This is a genomic window from Paenibacillus sp. EKM301P (assembly GCF_011800295.1).
Lineage (GTDB): Bacteria > Bacillota > Bacilli > Paenibacillales > Paenibacillaceae > Paenibacillus > Paenibacillus polymyxa.
Genome location: NZ_JAALFM010000003.1, coordinates 638,530 through 658,655, shown reverse-complemented (window position 1 = coordinate 658,655; position 20,126 = coordinate 638,530). Strand labels below are relative to the sequence as shown.

At 45.8% G+C, this 20,126-nt stretch carries 21 protein-coding genes and 1 tRNA gene; 20 read left to right on the top strand and 2 right to left on the bottom strand.

Annotated elements, in window-relative coordinates:
• The first annotated feature begins 215 nt into the window (after positions 1 to 215).
• The 3 genes from HFD99_RS11240 to HFD99_RS11230 all read left to right on the top strand — a co-directional run bounded on the left by HFD99_RS11240 (position 216) and on the right by HFD99_RS11230 (position 1,548).
• Complete coding sequence (locus HFD99_RS11240; RefSeq protein WP_019689092.1) at positions 216 to 1,166, top strand: mechanosensitive ion channel family protein; 951 nt, start codon at positions 216 to 218, stop codon at positions 1,164 to 1,166.
• Positions 1,156 to 1,380: a DUF951 domain-containing protein gene (locus tag HFD99_RS11235; RefSeq protein WP_016822452.1), complete on the top strand. Its 225-nt coding sequence runs from the start codon at positions 1,156 to 1,158 to the stop codon at positions 1,378 to 1,380. Before HFD99_RS11240 ends, HFD99_RS11235 begins: the two co-directional genes overlap by 11 nt.
• 77 nt (positions 1,381 to 1,457) lie before the next feature.
• Positions 1,458 to 1,548: transfer RNA gene (locus HFD99_RS11230), tRNA-Ser, on the top strand.
• 206 nt (positions 1,549 to 1,754) lie between these two features.
• On the opposite strand, the gene HFD99_RS11225 is transcribed toward HFD99_RS11230, so the two are convergent.
• Both HFD99_RS11225 and HFD99_RS11220 read right to left on the bottom strand, forming a co-directional pair.
• Positions 1,755 to 2,072: a hypothetical protein gene (locus HFD99_RS11225; protein WP_016822453.1), complete on the bottom strand. Its 318-nt coding sequence runs from the start codon at positions 2,070 to 2,072 to the stop codon at positions 1,755 to 1,757.
• A 366-nt stretch (positions 2,073 to 2,438) separates the two neighbouring features.
• Positions 2,439 to 2,633 (bottom strand): YjzC family protein, encoded by a 195-nt coding sequence (locus HFD99_RS11220; protein WP_013373906.1) that lies wholly within the window; start codon positions 2,631 to 2,633, stop codon positions 2,439 to 2,441.
• Positions 2,634 to 2,951: 318 nt separating this feature from the next.
• Between HFD99_RS11220 and rpsF the strand changes: the two genes are divergently transcribed.
• The 17 genes from rpsF to HFD99_RS11135 all read left to right on the top strand — a co-directional run bounded on the left by rpsF (position 2,952) and on the right by HFD99_RS11135 (position 20,015).
• Positions 2,952 to 3,236, top strand: coding sequence for a 30S ribosomal protein S6 (gene rpsF / locus HFD99_RS11215; protein WP_007433230.1), 285 nt, complete (start codon positions 2,952 to 2,954; stop codon positions 3,234 to 3,236).
• A 49-nt stretch (positions 3,237 to 3,285) separates the two neighbouring features.
• Positions 3,286 to 3,777: a single-stranded DNA-binding protein gene (gene ssb, locus HFD99_RS11210; protein ID WP_123797866.1), complete on the top strand. Its 492-nt coding sequence runs from the start codon at positions 3,286 to 3,288 to the stop codon at positions 3,775 to 3,777.
• 21 nt (positions 3,778 to 3,798) lie between these two features.
• On the top strand, positions 3,799 to 4,071 hold the full coding sequence (rpsR, locus tag HFD99_RS11205) for a 30S ribosomal protein S18 (protein WP_013312800.1): 273 nt from the start codon (positions 3,799 to 3,801) through the stop codon (positions 4,069 to 4,071).
• 528 nt (positions 4,072 to 4,599) lie between these two features.
• Positions 4,600 to 6,339, top strand: coding sequence for an ABC transporter substrate-binding protein (locus tag HFD99_RS11200; protein WP_019689090.1), 1,740 nt, complete (start codon positions 4,600 to 4,602; stop codon positions 6,337 to 6,339).
• A gap of 68 nt (positions 6,340 to 6,407) precedes the next feature.
• Positions 6,408 to 7,370 carry an ABC transporter permease gene (locus HFD99_RS11195; RefSeq protein WP_123797865.1) on the top strand — a complete coding sequence of 321 codons (963 nt, stop codon included), beginning with the start codon at positions 6,408 to 6,410 and terminating at the stop codon, positions 7,368 to 7,370.
• An 11-nt stretch (positions 7,371 to 7,381) separates the two neighbouring features.
• Entirely contained in the window at positions 7,382 to 8,305 is a 924-nt protein-coding gene (opp4C, locus tag HFD99_RS11190; protein ID WP_016822456.1) for an oligopeptide ABC transporter permease, read from the top strand.
• A gap of 13 nt (positions 8,306 to 8,318) precedes the next feature.
• Positions 8,319 to 9,302, top strand: a complete 984-nt coding sequence (locus HFD99_RS11185) for an ABC transporter ATP-binding protein (protein WP_123797864.1) — start codon at positions 8,319 to 8,321, stop codon at positions 9,300 to 9,302.
• A complete protein-coding gene (locus HFD99_RS11180) occupies positions 9,299 to 10,264 on the top strand; it encodes an ABC transporter ATP-binding protein (RefSeq protein WP_016822458.1) in 966 nt (321 codons plus the stop codon). The genes HFD99_RS11185 and HFD99_RS11180 overlap by 4 nt, the downstream gene beginning before the upstream one ends.
• 160 nt (positions 10,265 to 10,424) lie before the next feature.
• Positions 10,425 to 11,366 carry a D-alanyl-D-alanine carboxypeptidase family protein gene (locus HFD99_RS11175; RefSeq protein ID WP_123797863.1) on the top strand — a complete coding sequence of 314 codons (942 nt, stop codon included), beginning with the start codon at positions 10,425 to 10,427 and terminating at the stop codon, positions 11,364 to 11,366.
• 233 nt (positions 11,367 to 11,599) lie between these two features.
• The gene (locus tag HFD99_RS11170) at positions 11,600 to 12,661 is read left to right on the top strand and encodes an LCP family protein (protein WP_045244807.1); all 1,062 of its coding nucleotides are present in this window, start codon (positions 11,600 to 11,602) and stop codon (positions 12,659 to 12,661) included.
• 46 nt (positions 12,662 to 12,707) lie between these two features.
• The gene (locus tag HFD99_RS11165) at positions 12,708 to 13,136 is read left to right on the top strand and encodes a CBS domain-containing protein (protein WP_013373897.1); all 429 of its coding nucleotides are present in this window, start codon (positions 12,708 to 12,710) and stop codon (positions 13,134 to 13,136) included.
• A 189-nt stretch (positions 13,137 to 13,325) separates the two neighbouring features.
• Complete coding sequence (locus HFD99_RS11160; protein WP_013373896.1) at positions 13,326 to 13,628, top strand: MazG-like family protein; 303 nt, start codon at positions 13,326 to 13,328, stop codon at positions 13,626 to 13,628.
• Positions 13,629 to 13,633: 5 nt separating this feature from the next.
• The gene (locus tag HFD99_RS11155; protein WP_016822461.1) at positions 13,634 to 14,551 is read left to right on the top strand and encodes a DUF2232 domain-containing protein; all 918 of its coding nucleotides are present in this window, start codon (positions 13,634 to 13,636) and stop codon (positions 14,549 to 14,551) included.
• A gap of 11 nt (positions 14,552 to 14,562) precedes the next feature.
• A complete protein-coding gene (locus HFD99_RS11150) occupies positions 14,563 to 16,551 on the top strand; it encodes a DHH family phosphoesterase (RefSeq protein ID WP_016822462.1) in 1,989 nt (662 codons plus the stop codon).
• Positions 16,548 to 16,991, top strand: a complete 444-nt coding sequence (gene rplI, locus HFD99_RS11145) for a 50S ribosomal protein L9 (RefSeq protein WP_016822463.1) — start codon at positions 16,548 to 16,550, stop codon at positions 16,989 to 16,991. The genes HFD99_RS11150 and rplI overlap by 4 nt, the downstream gene beginning before the upstream one ends.
• Before the next feature lie 2 nt (positions 16,992 to 16,993).
• Positions 16,994 to 18,352: a replicative DNA helicase gene (gene dnaB, locus HFD99_RS11140; protein WP_013373892.1), complete on the top strand. Its 1,359-nt coding sequence runs from the start codon at positions 16,994 to 16,996 to the stop codon at positions 18,350 to 18,352.
• Between the two features lie 376 nt (positions 18,353 to 18,728).
• Positions 18,729 to 20,015, top strand: a complete 1,287-nt coding sequence (locus HFD99_RS11135) for an adenylosuccinate synthase (protein WP_016822464.1) — start codon at positions 18,729 to 18,731, stop codon at positions 20,013 to 20,015.
• Positions 20,016 to 20,126 lie beyond the last annotated feature (111 nt).

Sequence of the window (20,126 nt, the reverse complement as noted above, 5' to 3'; positions counted from 1 at the left end):
GTTGTGCTCGCCTACTTTTAAGATTTCACTTGGCCTGCGGGTAACAATTATTCTCAAGATAGTAGCTAGTATATGGATAAACTTGCGTTTTTATACTCGGGAAAAGTAGATTATTCATAGTCGTATGTTTGAAGTCGGGAGATATGCTTATATAGATAGGAAATAGAATGTGGGAAATAGTAAGAGTAGTTCCCTGGTTTGAGGAGGAGTACAGCATGACCTTTATACATTGGTTGGCCGGTAATTTAGACACGGATGACGTAGTGCAAGGTGCGATTCATTGGAAGGATGCTGTATGGAAATGGCTTACAGATAGTGCGATGTGGTCTACCTTTTTGTTTGTGGTTTTGAAAATCGTAATTATTTTCATCATTACACGTATCTTTATTCGAGTTATTAATAAAATTATAGATAAGTCGATGGAGCAAAAGGGAGATAACGGCAGATTCCGATTGAATACCAGACGGTTAACGACTGTGGGCGAACTGCTGAAAAATGTAACAAATATTGTGTTCAATTTCATCTTGATTATGCTGGTGCTATCGCAAATGGGTATAAATCTAGGCCCTCTGATTGCTGGAGCTGGAGTGCTTGGGTTGGCTGTAGGTTTTGGGGCACAGAGCTTGGTTAAGGATGTAATTACCGGATTCTTTATTATTTTTGAGGATCAATTTGCCGTAGGAGACGTCATTCAGACGGGAACTTTCAAGGGGACGGTAGAAATGATTGGGCTGCGTACAACCAGGCTGGTGAGCTGGAAAGGTGAGGTGTATATTTTACCGAACGGCTCCATTACGACGGTAACGAACTTCTCTATGTCCAACGCGTTGGCGGTGGTAGATGTGCCGATGAAGGCGGAGCGTAGTCTGGAGGAAGCCGTCAGTTTGGTAAAGCAGGCGATCCAAGGCATCGAAGAGTCCAATGCGCAGATACTTAATATGCCGGATGTGTTAGGCGTTCAGTCCATGACTACATCAGAGTATATCGTACGGGTTGTGGCGGAATGTATGCCGAACACAGGGGCCTTGGTAGAGCGTGATATTCAGAATAATATCAAGAGGGCTCTAGAGGACGAGGAACATCGTCAGGCCGCACTGGAGACGGCGATCACCCTTGAAAAAGAAGATGAGTCAGGAAGAAAAGGGGGAGAGAAGGGTGGAGCGTAAGTCGTTTGAACTAGGGGATATTGTGCAGATGAAGAAGCCTCATCCATGTGGAACGAACGAGATGGAAATTATCCGGATGGGGATGGATATTCGAATCAAATGTGTCGGATGCCAGCATAGTGTGCTGATTCCGCGTGCCAAGTTCGAAAAGAATATGAAGAAAGTGCTGCGCTCAAAGTCCAGCGCTGGCGAGCAAAATTCGGAAACCATTTGAGCAGAGAAAGTGGATCATGGTGAATAAGAAATCAGCTTGCGTCATGGTAGCAATGATGATATAATTATCCTTGCTGCGGAAAGGTACCCAAGAGGTCCAAGGGGGCTGACTCGAAATCAGTTAGGCGTCGCAAGGCGTGCGTGGGTTCGAATCCCACTCTTTCCGCCACTAACTTCATGAACTTGATCAATCTCTTACGTCTGCTGACGTAGGGGATTTTTTGGTTTATGGAAATAAATCATTATTAGGTTATAAAAATGAATGTAGCGATATCGAAGAATGATTAAGAACCTCTTGGTGAATGAATAAGGTGTTAAAGTAAAAGAAAGCTCCTAACAGCGTTTGAAATAATTGCCGTCAGGAGCATTCTTTTGTTATAGCTGGTTAGGCGGGTAATGATAGCGTTTTGTTCTCTTTGAGCCAGAGATCATCAGCAGGATGGCAGCGATCAAATGGAGTGCCCAGCCAACAAAAGGAATCCAGGCTAGCAAGGAAGTGAGTACTCCCCAGACAGAACCGTAGATCGCTTCCTGATTGCGTAACGACAGGATAAGTGTTACTGCATGCAGGACAAGCATAAACCCCAGTGCTGAGTAGCCAGTCCCCATGACAATAGCTCCTCCCACAATCGGTACAGCCAGCACCAATTCGAATATACCTGATATCCACTTTAATATACGAGAATAGCTCATCTTTAAACCTCCGTAGATAGTAGGTCTTTGTACTTGGATATATTCTAGCAGAAGGAGCTGAATTAATCTGCATTTTACCAGCATATGCAAAAAGTCCGATAATGCAACAAAGGAGGACCACAAAGGTCCTCCATCGTAGGCGATACATTTTTAACAGGATACGATCTGTCCAATCACATCATGAAACTCGGTGTACTGACTAGCAATACCGTGTTGAAAAGACAGTGTCCTTTTACACAAACCTAACGCTTCTAATGCCCGGAATGGATCTCCTAACAGTTTGTAAGGCTACGTTGTCCAACGGAACCACACCTCTCTGTTGTATCGCCTAATCATAATATGGCCAGGATTCCGAAGAAATATACATTAGTGGACACGAGCTTTCGTTTTTTTCTTCCACTTGCGATTATGGTTGGTGGTCTTCGGAAAAGAATCGCCTCTTTCCAACGTTATTTGCTGCGGGTTTTGGATTTCAGTATGAAAGCTTTTTTCTCCAACCTCCATATATACGCCGTCATTTGGGACCTTATCCCCGGGTACGAACTCAGTCTTTTCACCCATACGGTTGTGCCTCCTTAGATAATGAATTTGGACTGCAACGGTTATTGTGCGCTGTCTTAAACAGAAACATGCGAAATCAGGGCACACAGATAGTAGTTAATCAAAAATAATTTCCTTTATATATGCAAAATTTGTGAAGTGATATAAAAATGTATAAAGCTAATAATAGGTTGTGTGTGAACAGCTTTTAGCCTTGTGCTCGAAATTGCAGGTTGCATTCAGGCGCTCGATTTGGTAAACTGTTTTAGTGCGAGTTTAGGCTCGTTCCTTGCTCTCAACTGAGATTGAGGGCCTTATGTCCATAAGGAGGTGTAAAGAATGCGCAAATATGAAGTGATGTACATTATTCGTCCTGACATTGAACAAGAAGCTGTTCAAGCGACAGTCGACAAATTCCAAGGTATCATCTCTAACGGCGGTGGCGAAATTACGAATCACGATGTAACTAAACGCCGTCTTGCGTATGAGATCAAGAAATTCCGTGATGGTTCTTTCGTTCTGGTAAACTTCACAGCAGAACCTGCTGTTGTTACTGAGCTTGAGCGTATCATGAAAATTTCTGACGAAGTAATTCGTTATCTCATTACGAACGACGTAGCTTAATTATTGTACGTGATTATGTAATGAACAACGCTCAAAGGAGGGGATTGGATTGTTGAACCGTGTCATTCTGATCGGTCGTTTGACCAAAGATCCAGAGCTGCGCTATACACCGTCTGGTGTAGCAGTAACCCAGTTCACCCTGGCTGTAGACCGTCCGTTTACAAGTCAAGGCGGCGAACGGGAAGCGGATTTCTTGCCGATCGTAACCTGGCGTCAGCTTGCTGAAACATGCGCTAACTATCTTCGTAAAGGTCGTTTGACGGCTGTTGAAGGCCGTGTACAGGTGCGTAATTATGAGAACAATGAAGGCAAACGTGTATACGTGACTGAAATTGTAGCTGATAATGTACGTTTCTTGGAATCTAGCCGCGATAGCGGCAACGGTGGCGGCAATAGCGGTGGAGGTATGCGTGAGGAGTCTCCTTTCGGAGGCGGTAACAGCAATAGTGGGCGCGGGAATAATAACTCGCGAAACAATCAGGATCCTTTTTCCGATGACGGAAAACCGATCGATATTTCGGATGATGATCTACCATTTTAATTGGGAAAGGACTGACAAAGAATGGGCTTCAGACAAAGAGAAGGCGGAGACGATAACAAAAGACCAGCTCGTCGTGGTGGTCGCAACAAACGTCGTAAAGTATGTTTCTTCACTGTGAACAAAATTACTCACATTGACTATAAAGATACAGACCTGCTTAAAAAATTCATCAGCGAACGTGGAAAAATTCTTCCTCGTCGTGTGACTGGAACAAGCGCGAAATATCAACGTATGTTGACAATCGCTGTTAAACGTTCCCGTCAAATCGCATTGCTTCCTTACACTACTGAATAGTAGTGGGTGGAAAGAAAAGATGTTCCCAATTCTGGGGGCATCTTTTTTTATGATTTTTTTTATTGACAACAAGTGCCATCTATTGTAACTTACTAATAATACAATCCATGTTTACCCATTAAGTATGATTTGCCTTTTAGTGGCTTAGGAAATTACAAGCTCCCCAACTCGCCAGAGTACACATTTCGATCATTCGGAATGTTATTTTATATTACATAACACTCATTTTTTTGTCATTTTCCACAAGTAAATTTCATAAACTTTACAAAAATAGATGTTTTGCAATTGCATATTACATAAAAAAAGATATTGACGTGATATTATTTTACACTTAAGATAAACCTTAATAAAAATGTAATGGTTGTCGGTGCACAAAATTGACCAAGGGTCTAAAACATGTGTTCTACGCTATCATTAGGAACAGTAAGGAGGATGTGCAAACTTCATTTTCAAACCTCAAGCTTTAACGAATCACCGCAGGAATGAGACAGGCTGTTAAATAAAGACCGACTAAGGGGGATTAACAGGATGGTGCAAACGAAGAAATGGGTTTCTTTGCTTATGGTGCTTACGATCGTTGGTGTTCTGTTTGCAGGATGTAGTGGAGGTGCTAATGAGGCACAGCCGCAGCAAGGTAATGCGGATAAGAAAACAGAGGGAAATGAAGGCAGCGCACCAGTTACAGAGGGTGTAATTAAAGCGACGGATTTGTCACAAAATCCTCCGGGAGCAACAAATCGGAAAGATAACATTGTAGTAGGTATGACATCACCTAAAGGGGTATTTAACCCGCTATTCTGGCAAACAACTTACGATTTATATGTAGTTAGAACGGTATTTGATTCCTTCTTACAGGTGAAGGCAGATGGTACATATGAAAATAGTTTGGCTGAGAAGGTTGATGTATCGCCGGATGGTCTAAAATACACCTTCCATCTGAAACCAGGTGTGAAGTATAGTGACGGCACTCCAGTAACCGTAAAGGATTATGCTTTTGTTCTCAAAGTGCTGCATGATCCGAATTATGATGGAGAAAGCGATATATTATCTTTTAAGATTAAAGGCGGTAAGGAATACCACGATGGCAAGGCGAATGATATCTCGGGTATCAAGGTCATCGATGATAATACAGTAGAGGTAACCGTTACAGAAGCAACAGCTTATACGAAGGATTATCTGGGTGAGCAATACTTCATGCCAGAAGCTTATTACGGAAAAGGGTTCAAGAAGGGTAACCTGGACAGCATCAAGGCGCTTAATAATAAACCAATCGGCTCCGGGCAGTATGTGCTGAAGAGCTTTTCCCCGGGTCAGCAAGTCGTACTTGAAGCGAATCCAAACTACTTCAAGGGCGCACCAAAGGTAAAATCAGTTATTTTCAAAACGACAACAGAAGAAACAAACCTGTCTATGCTGCAAACAGGCGAAACGGACATGGACAACATCACAGTTACGGAAGACAATGTAGAGGAATTAAAGGCTCTAGGCTTCTTGGACGTGAATATTATGCCGACCAATGGCTATGGATATATTGCATTTAATCACAAGGAAAAGAAATTCCAGGACCCTAAAGTACGTCAGGCTTTAACTATTGGTTTAAACCGTAAAGAGATTGTACAGGGCGTGTATGGCCCATATGCGAATGTCATTAACATTCCACAATCTACCGAATCTTGGTCTTATACGGATGAAGGCATCAACAAATATGAATTTGATACAGCGAAGGCGAAGGCTTTGCTGGATGAGGCAGGCTGGAAGGTTGGTGCTGACGGGATTCGCGAAAAGGACGGCGAAAAGCTGACCATTAACTTCTCCGCAACTGCTGATAATCCAGTAGTAGAGGCCTTGCTACCAATCATGTCCAATAACTATAAGGAGCTAGGCATCAAGCTGACTTCCGAAACTTTAGATTTTAACGCCATTATGGATAAAAAGGATACAGGCAAGTTTGATATGTTCTTTGCGGCCTGGGGCTTAACTCCAGACCCGGACACAACGACTTTTATTACGAATGGTGCACAAAACGATATCGGCTACTCTAATAAAAAGGTCGATGAATTAACGCTTGCTGGTAAGCATGAACTGGATCAAGAGAAACGCAAACAGATTTACAAACAGCTCTATCAAGAGTTGAACAAAGATCTGCCAACTATCTTTATGTACCAACGCAGAGATATGTGGCCAGTGAATGGACGTGTATCCGGCCTAGAAATTACGCCATACAAAGATTTTGAGTTCACTCTGCATAACGCTCAAATCGCTCAATAAGGGATGCCAACCGTATGCTCAGCTCTCACGAGCTGGGCATATCACTTTATTCGTCTGGAGGAATGAATATGAAGCAGTACATTATTCGAAGACTGCTGCAACTCATCCCCACACTTATTGGCATATCCATTATCGTTTTTGCGATTTCAGCCATGGTGCCGGGTGATTATATTACAGCCAAGCAGAACCCGAATATGACCGCCGAGAAGGCGCAACAGCTACGACATATCTACGGGCTGGATAAGCCGGAATACCAACGTTATTTTATATGGGCCGGTAATATGTTAAAGGGAAATATGGGGGATTCATTACAGCATAAGCAGCCGGTAACGAAGGTCATTGGCAATTATGTATGGAACTCTTTTATTATCGCTTTTTTTAGTCTTATTTTTAGCTGGCTCATTGCAGTTGTTGCAGGGGTATTTTCAGCTAAGTTTCAATATTCCCTATTCGATAAGTTCGTTACGTTATTCATTTTCTTATGTATGTCGCTGCCTTCATTTTTTATTGGTCTATTGGCCATCAAAATATTTGCCCTGGAATGGGGAATTCTCCCGGTTGGGGGTATGACTACAGCAGGGATGGAAGCAGGTTCGTGGGCGTATATGGTGGATGTCCTCAAGCATATGTTCCTGCCGACACTCGTACTTACGATGCTGAGTACAGGAAGCCTGACTCGTTATTTCCGTACAGGCATGTTGGAGGTCATCCGTCAGGATTATATCCGTACCGCACGCGCCAAGGGCTTGAAGGAACGGACGGTTATTTTCAAACATGCACTGCGCAATGCCCTGATTCCAGCAATCACACTGCTCGGGTTCGAGCTTCCAGCCTTATTTGGTGGGGCAATGATCCTGGAAAAGGTATTTGTATGGCCGGGTGTGGGGCAGGTCTACCTGGAGTCCATTAGTATGCGGGACTATCCGTTTATGTTGGGCTTCACCATTTTCCTAGCTGTTCTCACGCTCATCGGCAATCTACTTTCTGATGTATTGTATGGCATGGCAGATCCAAGAATTCGCTTGAAGTAGGAGGGATACTATTGTCCGCAGAAACAGTCACGATTGAAACCAATCAAAAGGCGGCGATCCGTCCTGAAGCGTCTCCATGGAGAATCGCCGTTCGCCGTTTTAACCAAAACCGCTTGGCTTTAGCAGGTCTCGTTATATTAATTCTGATGGTTATCATTTGTGTATTTGGTCCCATGATTTCACCTTATCACTTAGATGATTACAAGCTCTCTGACAAAAACTTATCCCCTAATGCGAAGTACTGGCTCGGTACGGATAAGTTTGGTAGAGATATTTTACTGCGTACGATGCTGGCTGGCCGTATTTCTTTGACAGTGGGGCTGGTCGCCACGTTTATTTCGGTCATGATCGGGGCAACGTTGGGTGCGCTGGCAGGGTTTTATCGTAAAGGCGTGGATACGGTTATTATGCGGATTGCTGATATTTTTATGGCGCTGCCTACATTGCCGCTGCTTATTATTTTAGGTGCTGTTCTATCGGATTTGAAGGTTGATCCGTCGAACCGTATTTATTTTCTGATGCTTATTATTGGGGTCCTGAGCTGGACGAGCTTGTCCCGTCTGGTCAGAGGGCAGATTCTTACGCTGCGTGAACAGGAGTTCATGCAGGCGACGGAAGCGCTGGGGTTGAGAGACCGCCGCAAAATATTCCGACATCTGCTACCGAACACGATTCCTACTATTATTGTTACGGCTACGCTTGGAGTGGCTGGTGCGATTATTACAGAATCTGCGCTCAGTTACTTGGGGATTGGCGTCGTGCCGCCCACACCTTCGTGGGGGAACATGATATCGGCTGCGAATAATCTGATTGACTTCCGCAAACGGCCCTGGATATGGGTACCACCGGGAATGTGTATTCTAATTACCGTTGTAGCGATTAATCTGATTGGTGACGGCTTGCGTGACGCGCTGGACCCTAAAATGAAGAAGTAGGAGACGAACGTTTATGGAAAATGCTTTGATTGAATTTCGTAACCTGAAAACCCACTTTCATACCTCTAACGGAACTGTCAAAGCGGTCAATGACGTCAGTTTTAAAATTCGTGAGGGTGAAACGCTCTGTGTGGTAGGAGAATCTGGCTGTGGTAAGAGTGTAACTGCGATGACAATGATGCGGTTGATTGATTCTCCCCATACCTCAGACGGACAAATCTGGTTTGAGGGCAAGGATCTCCTAAAACTCAATAAAGGGCAAATGCAGCAAATTCGCGGCAATGACATTTCGATTATTTTTCAGGAACCGATGTCTTCTCTGAATCCGGTGCTTACGATCGGGGAACAGATTACGGAGCCGTTGCTGATGCATACATTAATGAGTAAAAGGGAAGCACGCGTCCGGGCAATTGAACTAATTAATTTGGTGGGCATTTCGCGATCGGAGGAAATATTCAATTCCTATCCTCATGAGTTGAGTGGCGGTATGCGCCAGCGGATTATGATTGCGATTGCTTTAAGCTGTAATCCGAAGCTGTTGATTGCGGATGAACCGACAACGGCACTGGATGTAACGATCCAGGCACAGATTCTCGATTTAATGCGGGATTTGAAGGATAAGCTTAAAACGTCCATTATGCTGATAACACATGACTTGGGTGTCGTGGCAGAAATGGCGGATTATGTGGTCGTTATGTATGCCGGGAACGTTATTGAAGAGGCTCCTGTCATTGAGTTGTTCAAAAATCCGCAGCATCCGTATACTCAAGGACTATTAAAGGCAAAGCCTGTCATTAATCAGAAAATGGATCGGCTATATTCCATCCCAGGGCAGGTGCCAAACCCCATTGAGCTGGGCGAAAATTGCCATTTTCATGATCGATGCGCACATTGTATGCAAATATGCAAGGATCAGGCCCCTCCCTTGAATGAAAAGGAGAATGGCCATAAGGTTGCCTGCTGGCTATATGAGAAAGAAGGAGGGCAACGAATATGAGCGAGCCTTTAATTCAAGTGGAAGGGCTGAAAAAGTATTTCCCAATCACAGGCGGGGTTTTTCAGCGTACGGTCGGACATGTCAAGGCGGTCGATGATGTATCCTTTCATATTCATAAGGGTGAATCGTTTGGTCTGGTAGGAGAATCGGGCTGCGGTAAAAGTACGATTGGACGTACGATTCTCAGATTGATGGATAAGACAGAGGGATCAGTACGGTACAAGGGCGAAGATTTGCACGCATTAAACAAGGAGCAGATTCGTGCGCTTCGTCCAAAGCTGCAAATCGTCTTCCAGGACCCTTTTAGTTCACTGAACCCGAGAATTAAGGTGGGTGAGGCGATCGGAGAGGCTTTGCTGGATCACGGGTTGATTGATCGTAATGAGCTACGGCAGAAGGTCAACGAAACGCTGAACATTTGTGGGCTGTCCTCATATCACTATGATCGTTATCCGCATGAGTTCTCTGGCGGTCAGCGGCAGCGGATCGGGATTGCAAGGGCCTTGATTTTGAATCCTGATTTTATTGTGGCTGACGAGCCGGTATCTGCTCTGGATGTGTCGATTCAAGCCCAGATCATTAACTTGTTAAGCGATTTGCAGCAGGAACGCCAACTGACGTACCTGTTCATCTCGCATGATCTGAGTGTAGTCGAGCATCTGTGTAGCCGGATTGGTGTGATGTATCTGGGCTCAATGGTAGAGTTGGCTTCCAAGGAGGAGCTGTTCAGTAATCCGCTACACCCATACACCAAGGCTCTGCTATCAGCAGTACCGATTCCAGATCCGACGATCAAAAGGCAGCGGATTGTGTTAAAAGGGGACATCCCGTCTCCGGCTAATCCGCCGTCAGGATGCAAGTTTCATACACGCTGTCCTATGGCGGAAGCGCGCTGTAGAACAGAGGCTCCAGTATATCGAGATGCGGGCGACCAGCATTTTGTAGCCTGTCACTTTGCCTGATACGACATACTGAAGAAGCAAAATATCCGTCATCCTGTAACAAGGATTGGCGGATATTTTGTCGTGAAATAAAAAAAGGTAAAAAAATTGTATCTTTTTTTCGAAAAATTGCAGACAAAATGGATTTTTCATCGTCTAATAAGATATGGAGGTTATTACGATGATGAAAAAACATTGGTTACGTTGGGCTATTGTCGTCCCGGTACTTATTATATTGATTTTTATTACTCTTGGACCCCGCTTGTTGATCGGAAAGCCGAATGTGGATGCAGACGCTGCAGTGCTGATGGACATGCACACCGGGGAATTACTGATGGATGTGAATGGCGATAAGCCTATGCCTTCTGCAAATATGTCCAAGCTCATGACCGAGCTGTTGGTACTGGAGGATATTCGGACCGGACGGTTAGGCTGGAATGATGAGGTGCGAATTAGTCGTTATGCCAGTACGGTGGGTGGTGTGAATCTGTCTCTTCGGTATGGGGAAAGAATAACCGTATCTGAACTGTTCCAAAGTATGGTTGTGTATTCAGCGAATGACGCCGCTGTAGCGCTGGCAGAGCGTTCATCAGGGAATGAGTTCGCTTTTGTGAAGCGCATGAATGAAAAGGCTGCTCAAATTGGGCTGTCACCCGATAGTCGCTTTAGTAATGCCTCTGGGGCTGGTCAGAGTGAATTGGGGCCGAACCATCCTAAGGATATTCGCGGAGAAACGAAAATGACGGCAAGCGATACTGCAAAGTTGGCCTCTTACTTGATTACGTCACATCCTGAGATTCTCAGAACGTCCAGCCGCACACAGATGGAATTGAAGGATAAGGGCATTTACATCAGTAATACGAACTGGATGCTGCCTTCCTTGGCTGGACCGTACTCTTATGCGGGGACGGACGGATTGAAAGCAGGGTACACAAGCGATGCTGGATACTGCTTCACTGGTACAGCTGAGCAGCATGGCAAACGATTAGTCGCTGTAGTGCTGGGTGCACCGAGCAAGGAAGAGCGTTTCGCACAGACACGGAAGCTGTTTGATTATGGTTTTTCTCTGTCCACCTCTTTTCCGGTACGATTGCAAAATTTGGTGAAACTGTCTTTGCATTAAGATAAAAGATAACTTTGAAAGCTACATAGAATACTTATATAAACGTAAATGAGGGCTTTGACCGTAAGGGCAAAGCCTTTTTTGTCATGAGTTTGAGGAACTAACCACGCCATGGCACTTTTGACAACAAGGTAGCAGACCTTTTATGCTTTGAGGGGAAGTTTCCGCTTCATGAGGGATCAATCCGGTTTAATGAAGAGATGGGATTTGTGGACGAAAGAAGGAAGGAAGCCATGATGGAGAGAAGACATAAGAGAAGGACCCGTGGAAAGCCCAAAAAGAAAAAGAGGTTTACCGCTCTATATATTTCATGTATTGTCTTGCTTTTAGTTGCAGTAGGGGGCTATCTATTCCGCAAACAGCTGACGCTCGTGGCTTTTGACTGGTTTGTGTCACCGACGCTGGAAAGCAAGCTGGAGAAATCCTACCAGCCTCGTCAATCCAAGGAACAACAGCCCCAAGAGACCATTGCTTACCAGAAGGAGCCTTTTTCGGTGTTATTACTGGGGACAGATCAACGGCCCAATGAAAAGGCACGTGGTCGCTCAGATACGGTGATATATGCTGCTGTACGGCCCGCAGAATCGCGTGTGCTCTTGATTTCTATCCCAAGGGATACGTATGTACAGATTGCCGGACATGATTCCAATCGAGATGGCGAGGATGATTTTGATAAGTTGGGGCATGCTTATGCGTTCGGAGGCGAGGATATGTCCATGGGCACTGTAGAGAAGCTGATGGAGCATAAGGTCGATTATTATGCTACGATTAATTTCCAGGGTATTCAGGATGCCGTGAATGCAGTGGGCGGAGTAGTGTTACCTATCGACCAGCCCATCGAGAATAAAAACCCGCTGCATATCAAGTTCCGTATTGAGGCGGGCAAGCCGCTTTATAATGGTGAAGAAGCCATGTATTATGTTAGGTATCGGGAAGATAGCGACTTCAACCGCACAAAACGTCAGCAAATTTTTTTGAACGCAATGGCGGATAGGCTGCTGAATATCGACGGAATTACCAAGATCCCGGAGTTGCTCGATATCATGGGGGCCAATTTCACAACGGATATGGAACCTGCCTTTATTACTGGGCTTGGCAAGCAAGCTATTTCACAAGGGAATCCACAAATCTCAAGTTTTACGATTACGGGGGAAGGGTTCAAGAAGAAGGGCCTGTACTATGACCGGGCTAATGAACAGGAACTTGAATATGCTAGACTTATGATTGCGAACTGGCTAGACTCTGATACAACCCCGCAGACGCTGAGGCTTCCCGACAAACAGGACATTCAGTGAGTAATCAATGGATTTATATTTGGATTTTGAGGGGGATTCGTTTCTCATGAATATTGCTTTTTTCTTGCTTCCCAAACAAGAGGTCGCTTGTGTAACGGCGGATGCTACTCTACGACAAACATTGGAACGAATGGAATATCACCGGTTCACAGCGGTTCCTATTTTGGATAAGGAAGGTAGATATACGGGTACGGTTACAGAGGGTGACCTATTGTGGCATATGAAAGAGTCCGAGGGGAAAATCACCTTTGAAAACGCTTCTAAGTTTATGCTCAAGGACGTTCCGCTGCGGGTTTCGATGAAACCTGTATCCATTGATGCCAATATGGAGGATCTGATTAATTTGGCGAAGGTACAGAACTTTGTGCCCGTTGTGGATGATATGGAAAGGTTTATCGGTATCGTGCGCCGCAGCCAAATTATTGAGTATTGTGAGAAATTTGTGTCTAAGGAATCGCTTAATACTTCAAGCTAAAATAAGCAGCAAAGCCGCACTGAAGATTACTATTAGCCTAGGGGCTAACAGTGTTGACATGGGCTTATAATAAGTAGCAAAGCTGCTCTGTAAATAACGATTTACCCTATGGGGTAACAGTTATTTTCAAAATAGGATATGCTATAATGGAGAATAAAGCTTTTTCAGAGGGGTGTGACTCTTCATCATATGCCTAAAGAAATGGATGTAGTTAAACGAGCCAAGGTTATTGAATGGCTTAAAACAGAGGTGCTTGACCAAGTCTCCCGTCTGTTTAAGGCGATGTGGGAAGGCAGTACAGTCCGTATTGGTGACTGTTTGGCCAGCCTGGTGATGAGCAGTTATATTCTGGGGAGGCGTCTTGGGGTGTCTTACCGTGAATTGGATGATCTACTCATCGACAAGCTAAGAAAGCACAGAAAAGAAGGACACCAGCTGGAGGATTGGTATCAGGACATTTCCGCACTGGAAGAACATATGCGTAAGAGGTGAAAACGTTGAAATTCCGCTTGGCCACTGTAGCATGGAGCGTTATTTATTTGCTTCTGCTGCTGACTCTATTGACACCATTTAGAATTATTACCGTATTTTTTCTGATTGTGCCTGGCGCTGTATTGTTTTCATCGCTGCCTTTCAAAGGATTTCTGGTTCACGTCATACCGGTGCTTTTAATTATAGCGCTACTCGATGTGTATTCGCTGCTTCCTGCGATTTACTTTCTGATTCCTTCTATATTGATGGGACGGATATATAAAAAGGGAGGATCTGCTTTTCAGGCGTTGATGACCGGAACGGGCATTATTTTAGCCGAATTGTTGTTTGTACTGTTTATCGCTACGTATTCCTTCGGGTTTGATCTTTCGCAGTCCCTTCGGGATCAGGCTGAGATATCGGCCAGTATTGTACAGCAGATTTTAAGTGCGAATCCGATGTTTGCGAATATGAGCTGGACAGCTGAAGATACGCAGAAACTCGGTACAATGCTGATTGGTAAAGTTCCATATGTGATGATCGTCAGCTCGTTTATACTGGCAGTGATCACACATGCTTTGGCACGTCCAGCATTGAGCAGTCTCGATGTGCCGGTACGTAAAATGAAGCCTGCCCGCGAGTGGATGCTACCACGCACGCTGATCTGGTACTATCTGCTGGCAATTGTAATTGGATGGATAGCGGATTCCTCCGATAGCAGCTGGATTCAAACGGTTTCTATTAGTATGCTACCGCTGATCCATGCATGTTTTATTATCCAGACAATTGGTTTTGTATACTTCTGGACGCATAGCCGTAAAATGAGCCCAGTGATTGCGTTGCTGCTGTCGCTCGTCGTTCTGGTGTTCCAGCCGCTCCGCATTATAGGTATTATTGATTTGGCCTTTCCGCTGCGTGAAGCTATTACAAGATCAAAGAAATAGGGTGAACAGTCATGCCTAAATTTCTACAAAAACGCTGGCACGGCTATCAGACGGTCTGGGCGTTTTTACTGCTGCTGGTGCTTGTCATATGTATTTCCATGTACAACTGGGAACTGGGTGTGATAGGACTGCTGCTATCATTCTTGCTCGGCGGATTGATGCTGAAGACGGAGCTGGATTTCCGTCGGGAACTGAATCAATATATCAGTGGCCTTTCCTTCCGGATCAAGCGGGTGGAGGGAGAAGCAATCAGTACACTGCCGTTCGGTATCATTTTATACAGTGAAAATCGGACGGTAGAATGGCACAATCGCTTTGCCAGTGAGATGTTCGAGGAGCAATCGTTGATTGGAGAGCCCCTTCAAGATTTGTTTCCTCAACTCGCAAACGCTCTAAGCACTAAAAAGGAAACGAAAGAGTCTGCTCGTGAACTAAAGGTGGAATTACAGCATGATGAGCGTCATTATCAGTTTCTAATCGTGCCTGATGAGCGTCTGATATATTTGTATGAAGTGACGGAGCTCGCGGTACTGCGCAAGCAGTATGAGAACGAGCGGTTAGCGCTTGGTATTGTCATGCTTGATAATATGGACGAGGCTGCTCAGGGAATGGACGATCAGCAGCGTACCGCGCTTATTGCGAAGGTTTCCAGCGAGATTACGTCTTGGGCCAATCAATATAATATTTATTTGCGCCGGTTGTCATCTGAGCGTTATCTTATTATGCTGAATCATAAAGCACTCCAGGAGCTGGAGCAAAGCCGATTCGTCATTTTGGATACCGTGCGGGAAATGACAGCAGATTTGAAAGTACCGATGACATTGAGCATTGGCTTGTCTTTCGGCGCAGAGAGTATCAAGGAGCTGGGCGAACTAGCTCAATCCAGTCTAGATATGGCGCTTGGACGTGGGGGAGATCAGGCAGCAGTGAAAGCGGGACAGCGCCTGTCCTTTTACGGAGGCAAGTCCAATGCTGTCGAGAAGCGTACCAGGGTGCGTGCCCGAGTCATTGCGCATGCGTTGCGTGATCTGATGCAGGAGAGCGACCGTGTGCTGATTATGGGACACAAAATACCGGACATGGATGCAATAGGAGCAGCTATCGGTGTGTGGAAGGCTGCGGCACTTTACAATGTAGAGGCCCATATCGTACTGGACAAATCCAATCCGTCTATTGACCGAATGATGGAGCAGGTAAACAAGGATGAGAAGCTGTCGCAAGCGCTCATGACACCGGAGCAGTCGCTTCAGGTGATGACCGAGCATAGCCTGCTGGTTGTGGTGGATACGCACAAGGCGTCAATGACGATTGAGCCGCGTCTGGTGCAGACGGCCAGCCGGGTGGTGGTTGTGGATCATCACCGTCGGGGCGAGGAATTTATTAATGATTCTGTTCTGATCTATTTGGAGCCATACGCGTCATCGGCCTGTGAACTGGTGACTGAGCTGCTGCAATATATCCATGAAAAGGTCCAGCTGACACCGCTGGAGGCAACATCACTGCTGGCGGGGATTACGGTGGATACCAAGCATTTCTCCCTGCATACAGGCTCACGCACGTTTGAGGCAGCTGGCTTCTTAAGACGTAGTGGAGCAGATACAGTGATGATCCAGCGCATGTTAAAAGAGGACCTGGATGAATATATTGCTAAGGCGGAAATTATTAAGCATGCTAAAATGATATATGGGCATATCGCAATTGCGGTGACCGAGCCCGGACAAAAAATACCGCAGCTCCTGATTGCTCAGGTGGCGGATTCATTACTCAATATGACGGATGTACTGGCCTCCTTTGTGGTCAGTGAACGTCCTGACGGCCTGGTGGGGATCAGCGCCCGATCACTCGGACGCATGAACGTACAGGTCGTCATGGAACGGCTAGGCGGCGGAGGACATCTGACGAATGCGGCGGTTCAGCTGGATTGCTCGCTGGAGGAAGCTAAGCGCAGAGTGGTCGACGTACTGGCCGAAATTGATGGGGAAGAGGGGTTATTTGAATGAAAGTAATATTCATTAAAGATATGAAGGGCCAAGGTAAGAAGGGGCAGGTTAAGGAAGTATCCGACGGTTATGCAGCGAATTTTCTGTTGCCGCGTGGGATTGCCCGTCCAGCAACGGAAGGAAATATGAAGACGCTGGAAAACCAAAATGCTGCTGAGGAGAAACGCAAGCAAGAGGAAAAGGAAGAGGCACAAGTACTCGGCAAAAAGCTGGAAGAGACTACAATTCAGCTCAAAGCAAAGGCTGGAGAAGGCGGACGTCTGTTCGGCGCGATTACAAGCAAGCAAATCGCAGAGGCTGTTGCTAAAACAGGCATCAAGCTGGACAAACGCAAAATCGAGCTGGAAGAACCGATTCGTACGTTGGGCGTGACTCAAATGACCGTCAAGCTTCATCCTGAGGTCAAAGCTACGCTGAAAGTACAGGTGACTGAAGAATAATTATGGGCGGCGAATTTTTTGATCGGATTCCTCCGCAAAATCTGGAGGCTGAACAGGCGGTTATTGGGTCTATTTTGCTTCAGTCTGAAGCACTGATTACCGCAATGGAGCGGGTGCAGACCGAGGACTTTTACGATAAAGCTCATCAAATGATTTACGAAGCAATGATTGAGCTGGGTGAATCCGGACAGCCGATTGACTTGGTTACGCTGACCTCGAAAATTCAGGACAAAGGTCAGCTGGAGGATATCGGCGGTGTCAGTTATCTGGCGAAGCTGGCTCACGGGGTGCCAACAGCGGCTAACGTGGATTACTATGCCCAGATCATTGAAGAAAAAGCGATGCTTCGTCGCTTGATTCGTGCAGCTACACAGATTGTGAGCGAAGGCTATAGCAGTGGCGAGGATGTCGCCGGTATGCTGAGTGATGCTGAGCGCAAGATTATGGAAATCTCCAACGGGCGCTCAGGCAGTGGTTTTATCGCCATCCGTGATGTCGTGATGGAAGTGTTCGACCGCGTTGAATTGCTGCATCAGAACAAGGGAAACACGACCGGAATTCCGTCCGGATTCGTTGACCTGGACAAGATGACGGCGGGTTTCCAGCGCAATGACCTGATCATTGTGGCTGCCCGTCCATCTGTAGGTAAAACGGCATTCGCCCTGAATATTGCACAAAACGTTGCAGTACGGGCAAAAGAGACGGTTGCCATCTTCAGTCTGGAGATGTCGGCGGCTCAGCTCGTGCAGCGGATGATCTGTGCCGAGGCTAACTTGGACGCGAACGTCATGCGGACAGGTGAATTTAAAGGCGACGACGATTGGGCGAAGCTGACGATGGGCATTGCAGCCTTGTCAGAGGCGGAAATCTATATCGATGATACGCCCGGCATCACTGTGGCTGATATCCGTGCCAAATGCCGCCGTCTCAAGGCGGAAAAGGGACTGGGTATGATCGTTATTGACTACTTGCAGCTCATTCACGGACGTGGCAAAGCGGGCGAGAACCGGCAGCAGGAGGTATCCGAAATTTCACGGACATTGAAACAAATTGCCCGTGAGCTTGAAGTGCCTGTAATTGCCCTTTCCCAGCTGAGCCGGGGTGTGGAGCAGCGTCAAGATAAGCGGCCCATGATGAGTGACTTGCGGGAATCGGGTTCCATTGAGCAGGATGCTGACATCGTTGCGTTTCTGTACCGGGATGATTATTATAATCAGGAAACAGAAAAGAAAAATATTATTGAAATTATCATTGCCAAGCAGCGTAACGGCCCGGTCGGTACGGTAGAGCTGGTATTTCTCAAAAATTATAATAAATTCGCTAATTACGAGCGTGCCCATTCGGATGCGTTCGCCGGTTAATATATTAGTATGATTAGAAAAGGCTCTTTCGACGCGGGTATCGCGATTACGAGAGAGCCTTTTTTATAGAATTCATATATTTTCATAGAACGATTGAAACTCTCAATTACGAACAATACTATTTTCATGTAATATAATGTTCGCTTTTTATTTGACTTTGAAAAATGGTACTGGTACACTTATAGTGCTGCTTCAACGCAGTGGGAGATCATTACGCCCGGGACTTTCCGAACTTACGGAATGTCTGCGACGGACGTTTTTTCCTGCTGTCCGAGAACGCTCCATACCTGCCCGCTGAGGCGGTTGAAGCCAGATATGTGTTAGCGCGTCAGCTCAAAATCAGAGTGTCTGTGGGCACTCCACGGAGGAATGAAACATGTCAACTGTAGTCGTTGTGGGGACACAATGGGGAGACGAAGGCAAAGGTAAAATCACGGACTATCTGGCGGAAAGCGCTGAAGTAGTGGCCCGTTACCAAGGCGGAAACAATGCTGGTCATACGATTCTCATTGACGGTAAAAAGTATAAGCTGAGCCTGATTCCATCCGGCGTTTTTTATGAAGATAAAAAGTGTGTTATTGGCAACGGCATGGTAGTGAATCCAGCCGCTCTTATTGAAGAAATTACTTATATTCATGATAATGGATTTTCCACGAAAAATTTGGTCATTAGTGACCGCGCACATGTCATTATGCCTTACCATATGACGTTGGACGTGCTGGAAGAAGACCGCAAAGGTCCTAACAAAATTGGTACTACCCGTAAAGGGATTGGCCCTGCTTATATGGATAAAGCTGCTCGTAACGGTATTCGTATTGCTGATTTGCTGGAAGCAGAAGAATTCGAAAAGAAACTGCGCCATCTAACGAAGGAAAAGAATCAAGTGATTGAGCAAGTATACGGCGGCGAGCCGCTGGATGTTGAAGAAATATTGAAACAGTATCTGGAATATGCTGAGTTTATTCGTCCTTATGTAGCGGATACGTCTGTTGTGCTGAACGATGCAATTGACGCCAATCGTAAGGTGTTGTTTGAAGGTGCACAAGGCGTTATGCTCGATATCGACCAAGGTACGTATCCATACGTTACGTCCTCTAACCCGTCGGCTGGCGGCGTATGTATCGGTTCTGGTGTAGGCCCATCCAAAATTCAACAAGTGATCGGTGTAGCTAAATCGTACACAACTCGTGTAGGGGATGGACCTTTCCCAACGGAACTACACGATGAAGTCGGCGATTACATTCGTGAAACAGGCCATGAGTACGGTACGGTTACAGGTCGTCCTCGCCGCGTAGGCTGGTTTGACAGCGTTGTTGTGCGCCATGCCCGTCGTGTTAGTGGATTAACTGGTCTTTCCCTGAACTCGCTGGACGTATTGACAGGCCTGAAAACAGTTAAGATCTGTACAGGCTACAAATACCGCGGCGAGATCATCACGCATTATCCAGCTAGCCTGAAAATGCTGGCAGAGTGCGAGGCGGTATATGAGGAAATGCCAGGCTGGAACGAAGACATTACTGGCGTGAAGACGCTGGAGGAACTGCCGGAGACTACCCGCCATTACGTACAACGCGTATCCGAGTTGACAGGTATTCCAATCGCTATTTTCTCGGTTGGTCGTAACCGCGATCAAACGAACCAAGTGCTTCCGATTTATTTGTAAGACATCCGTATGATTCTATGAAGGCATCATGCCTGTTCGAAAGTATAGCTATTCCTGCTAAATCAAGGGGAGAGAGGTAATTCATGCCTCCCTCTTCTTTTTTATATGGAT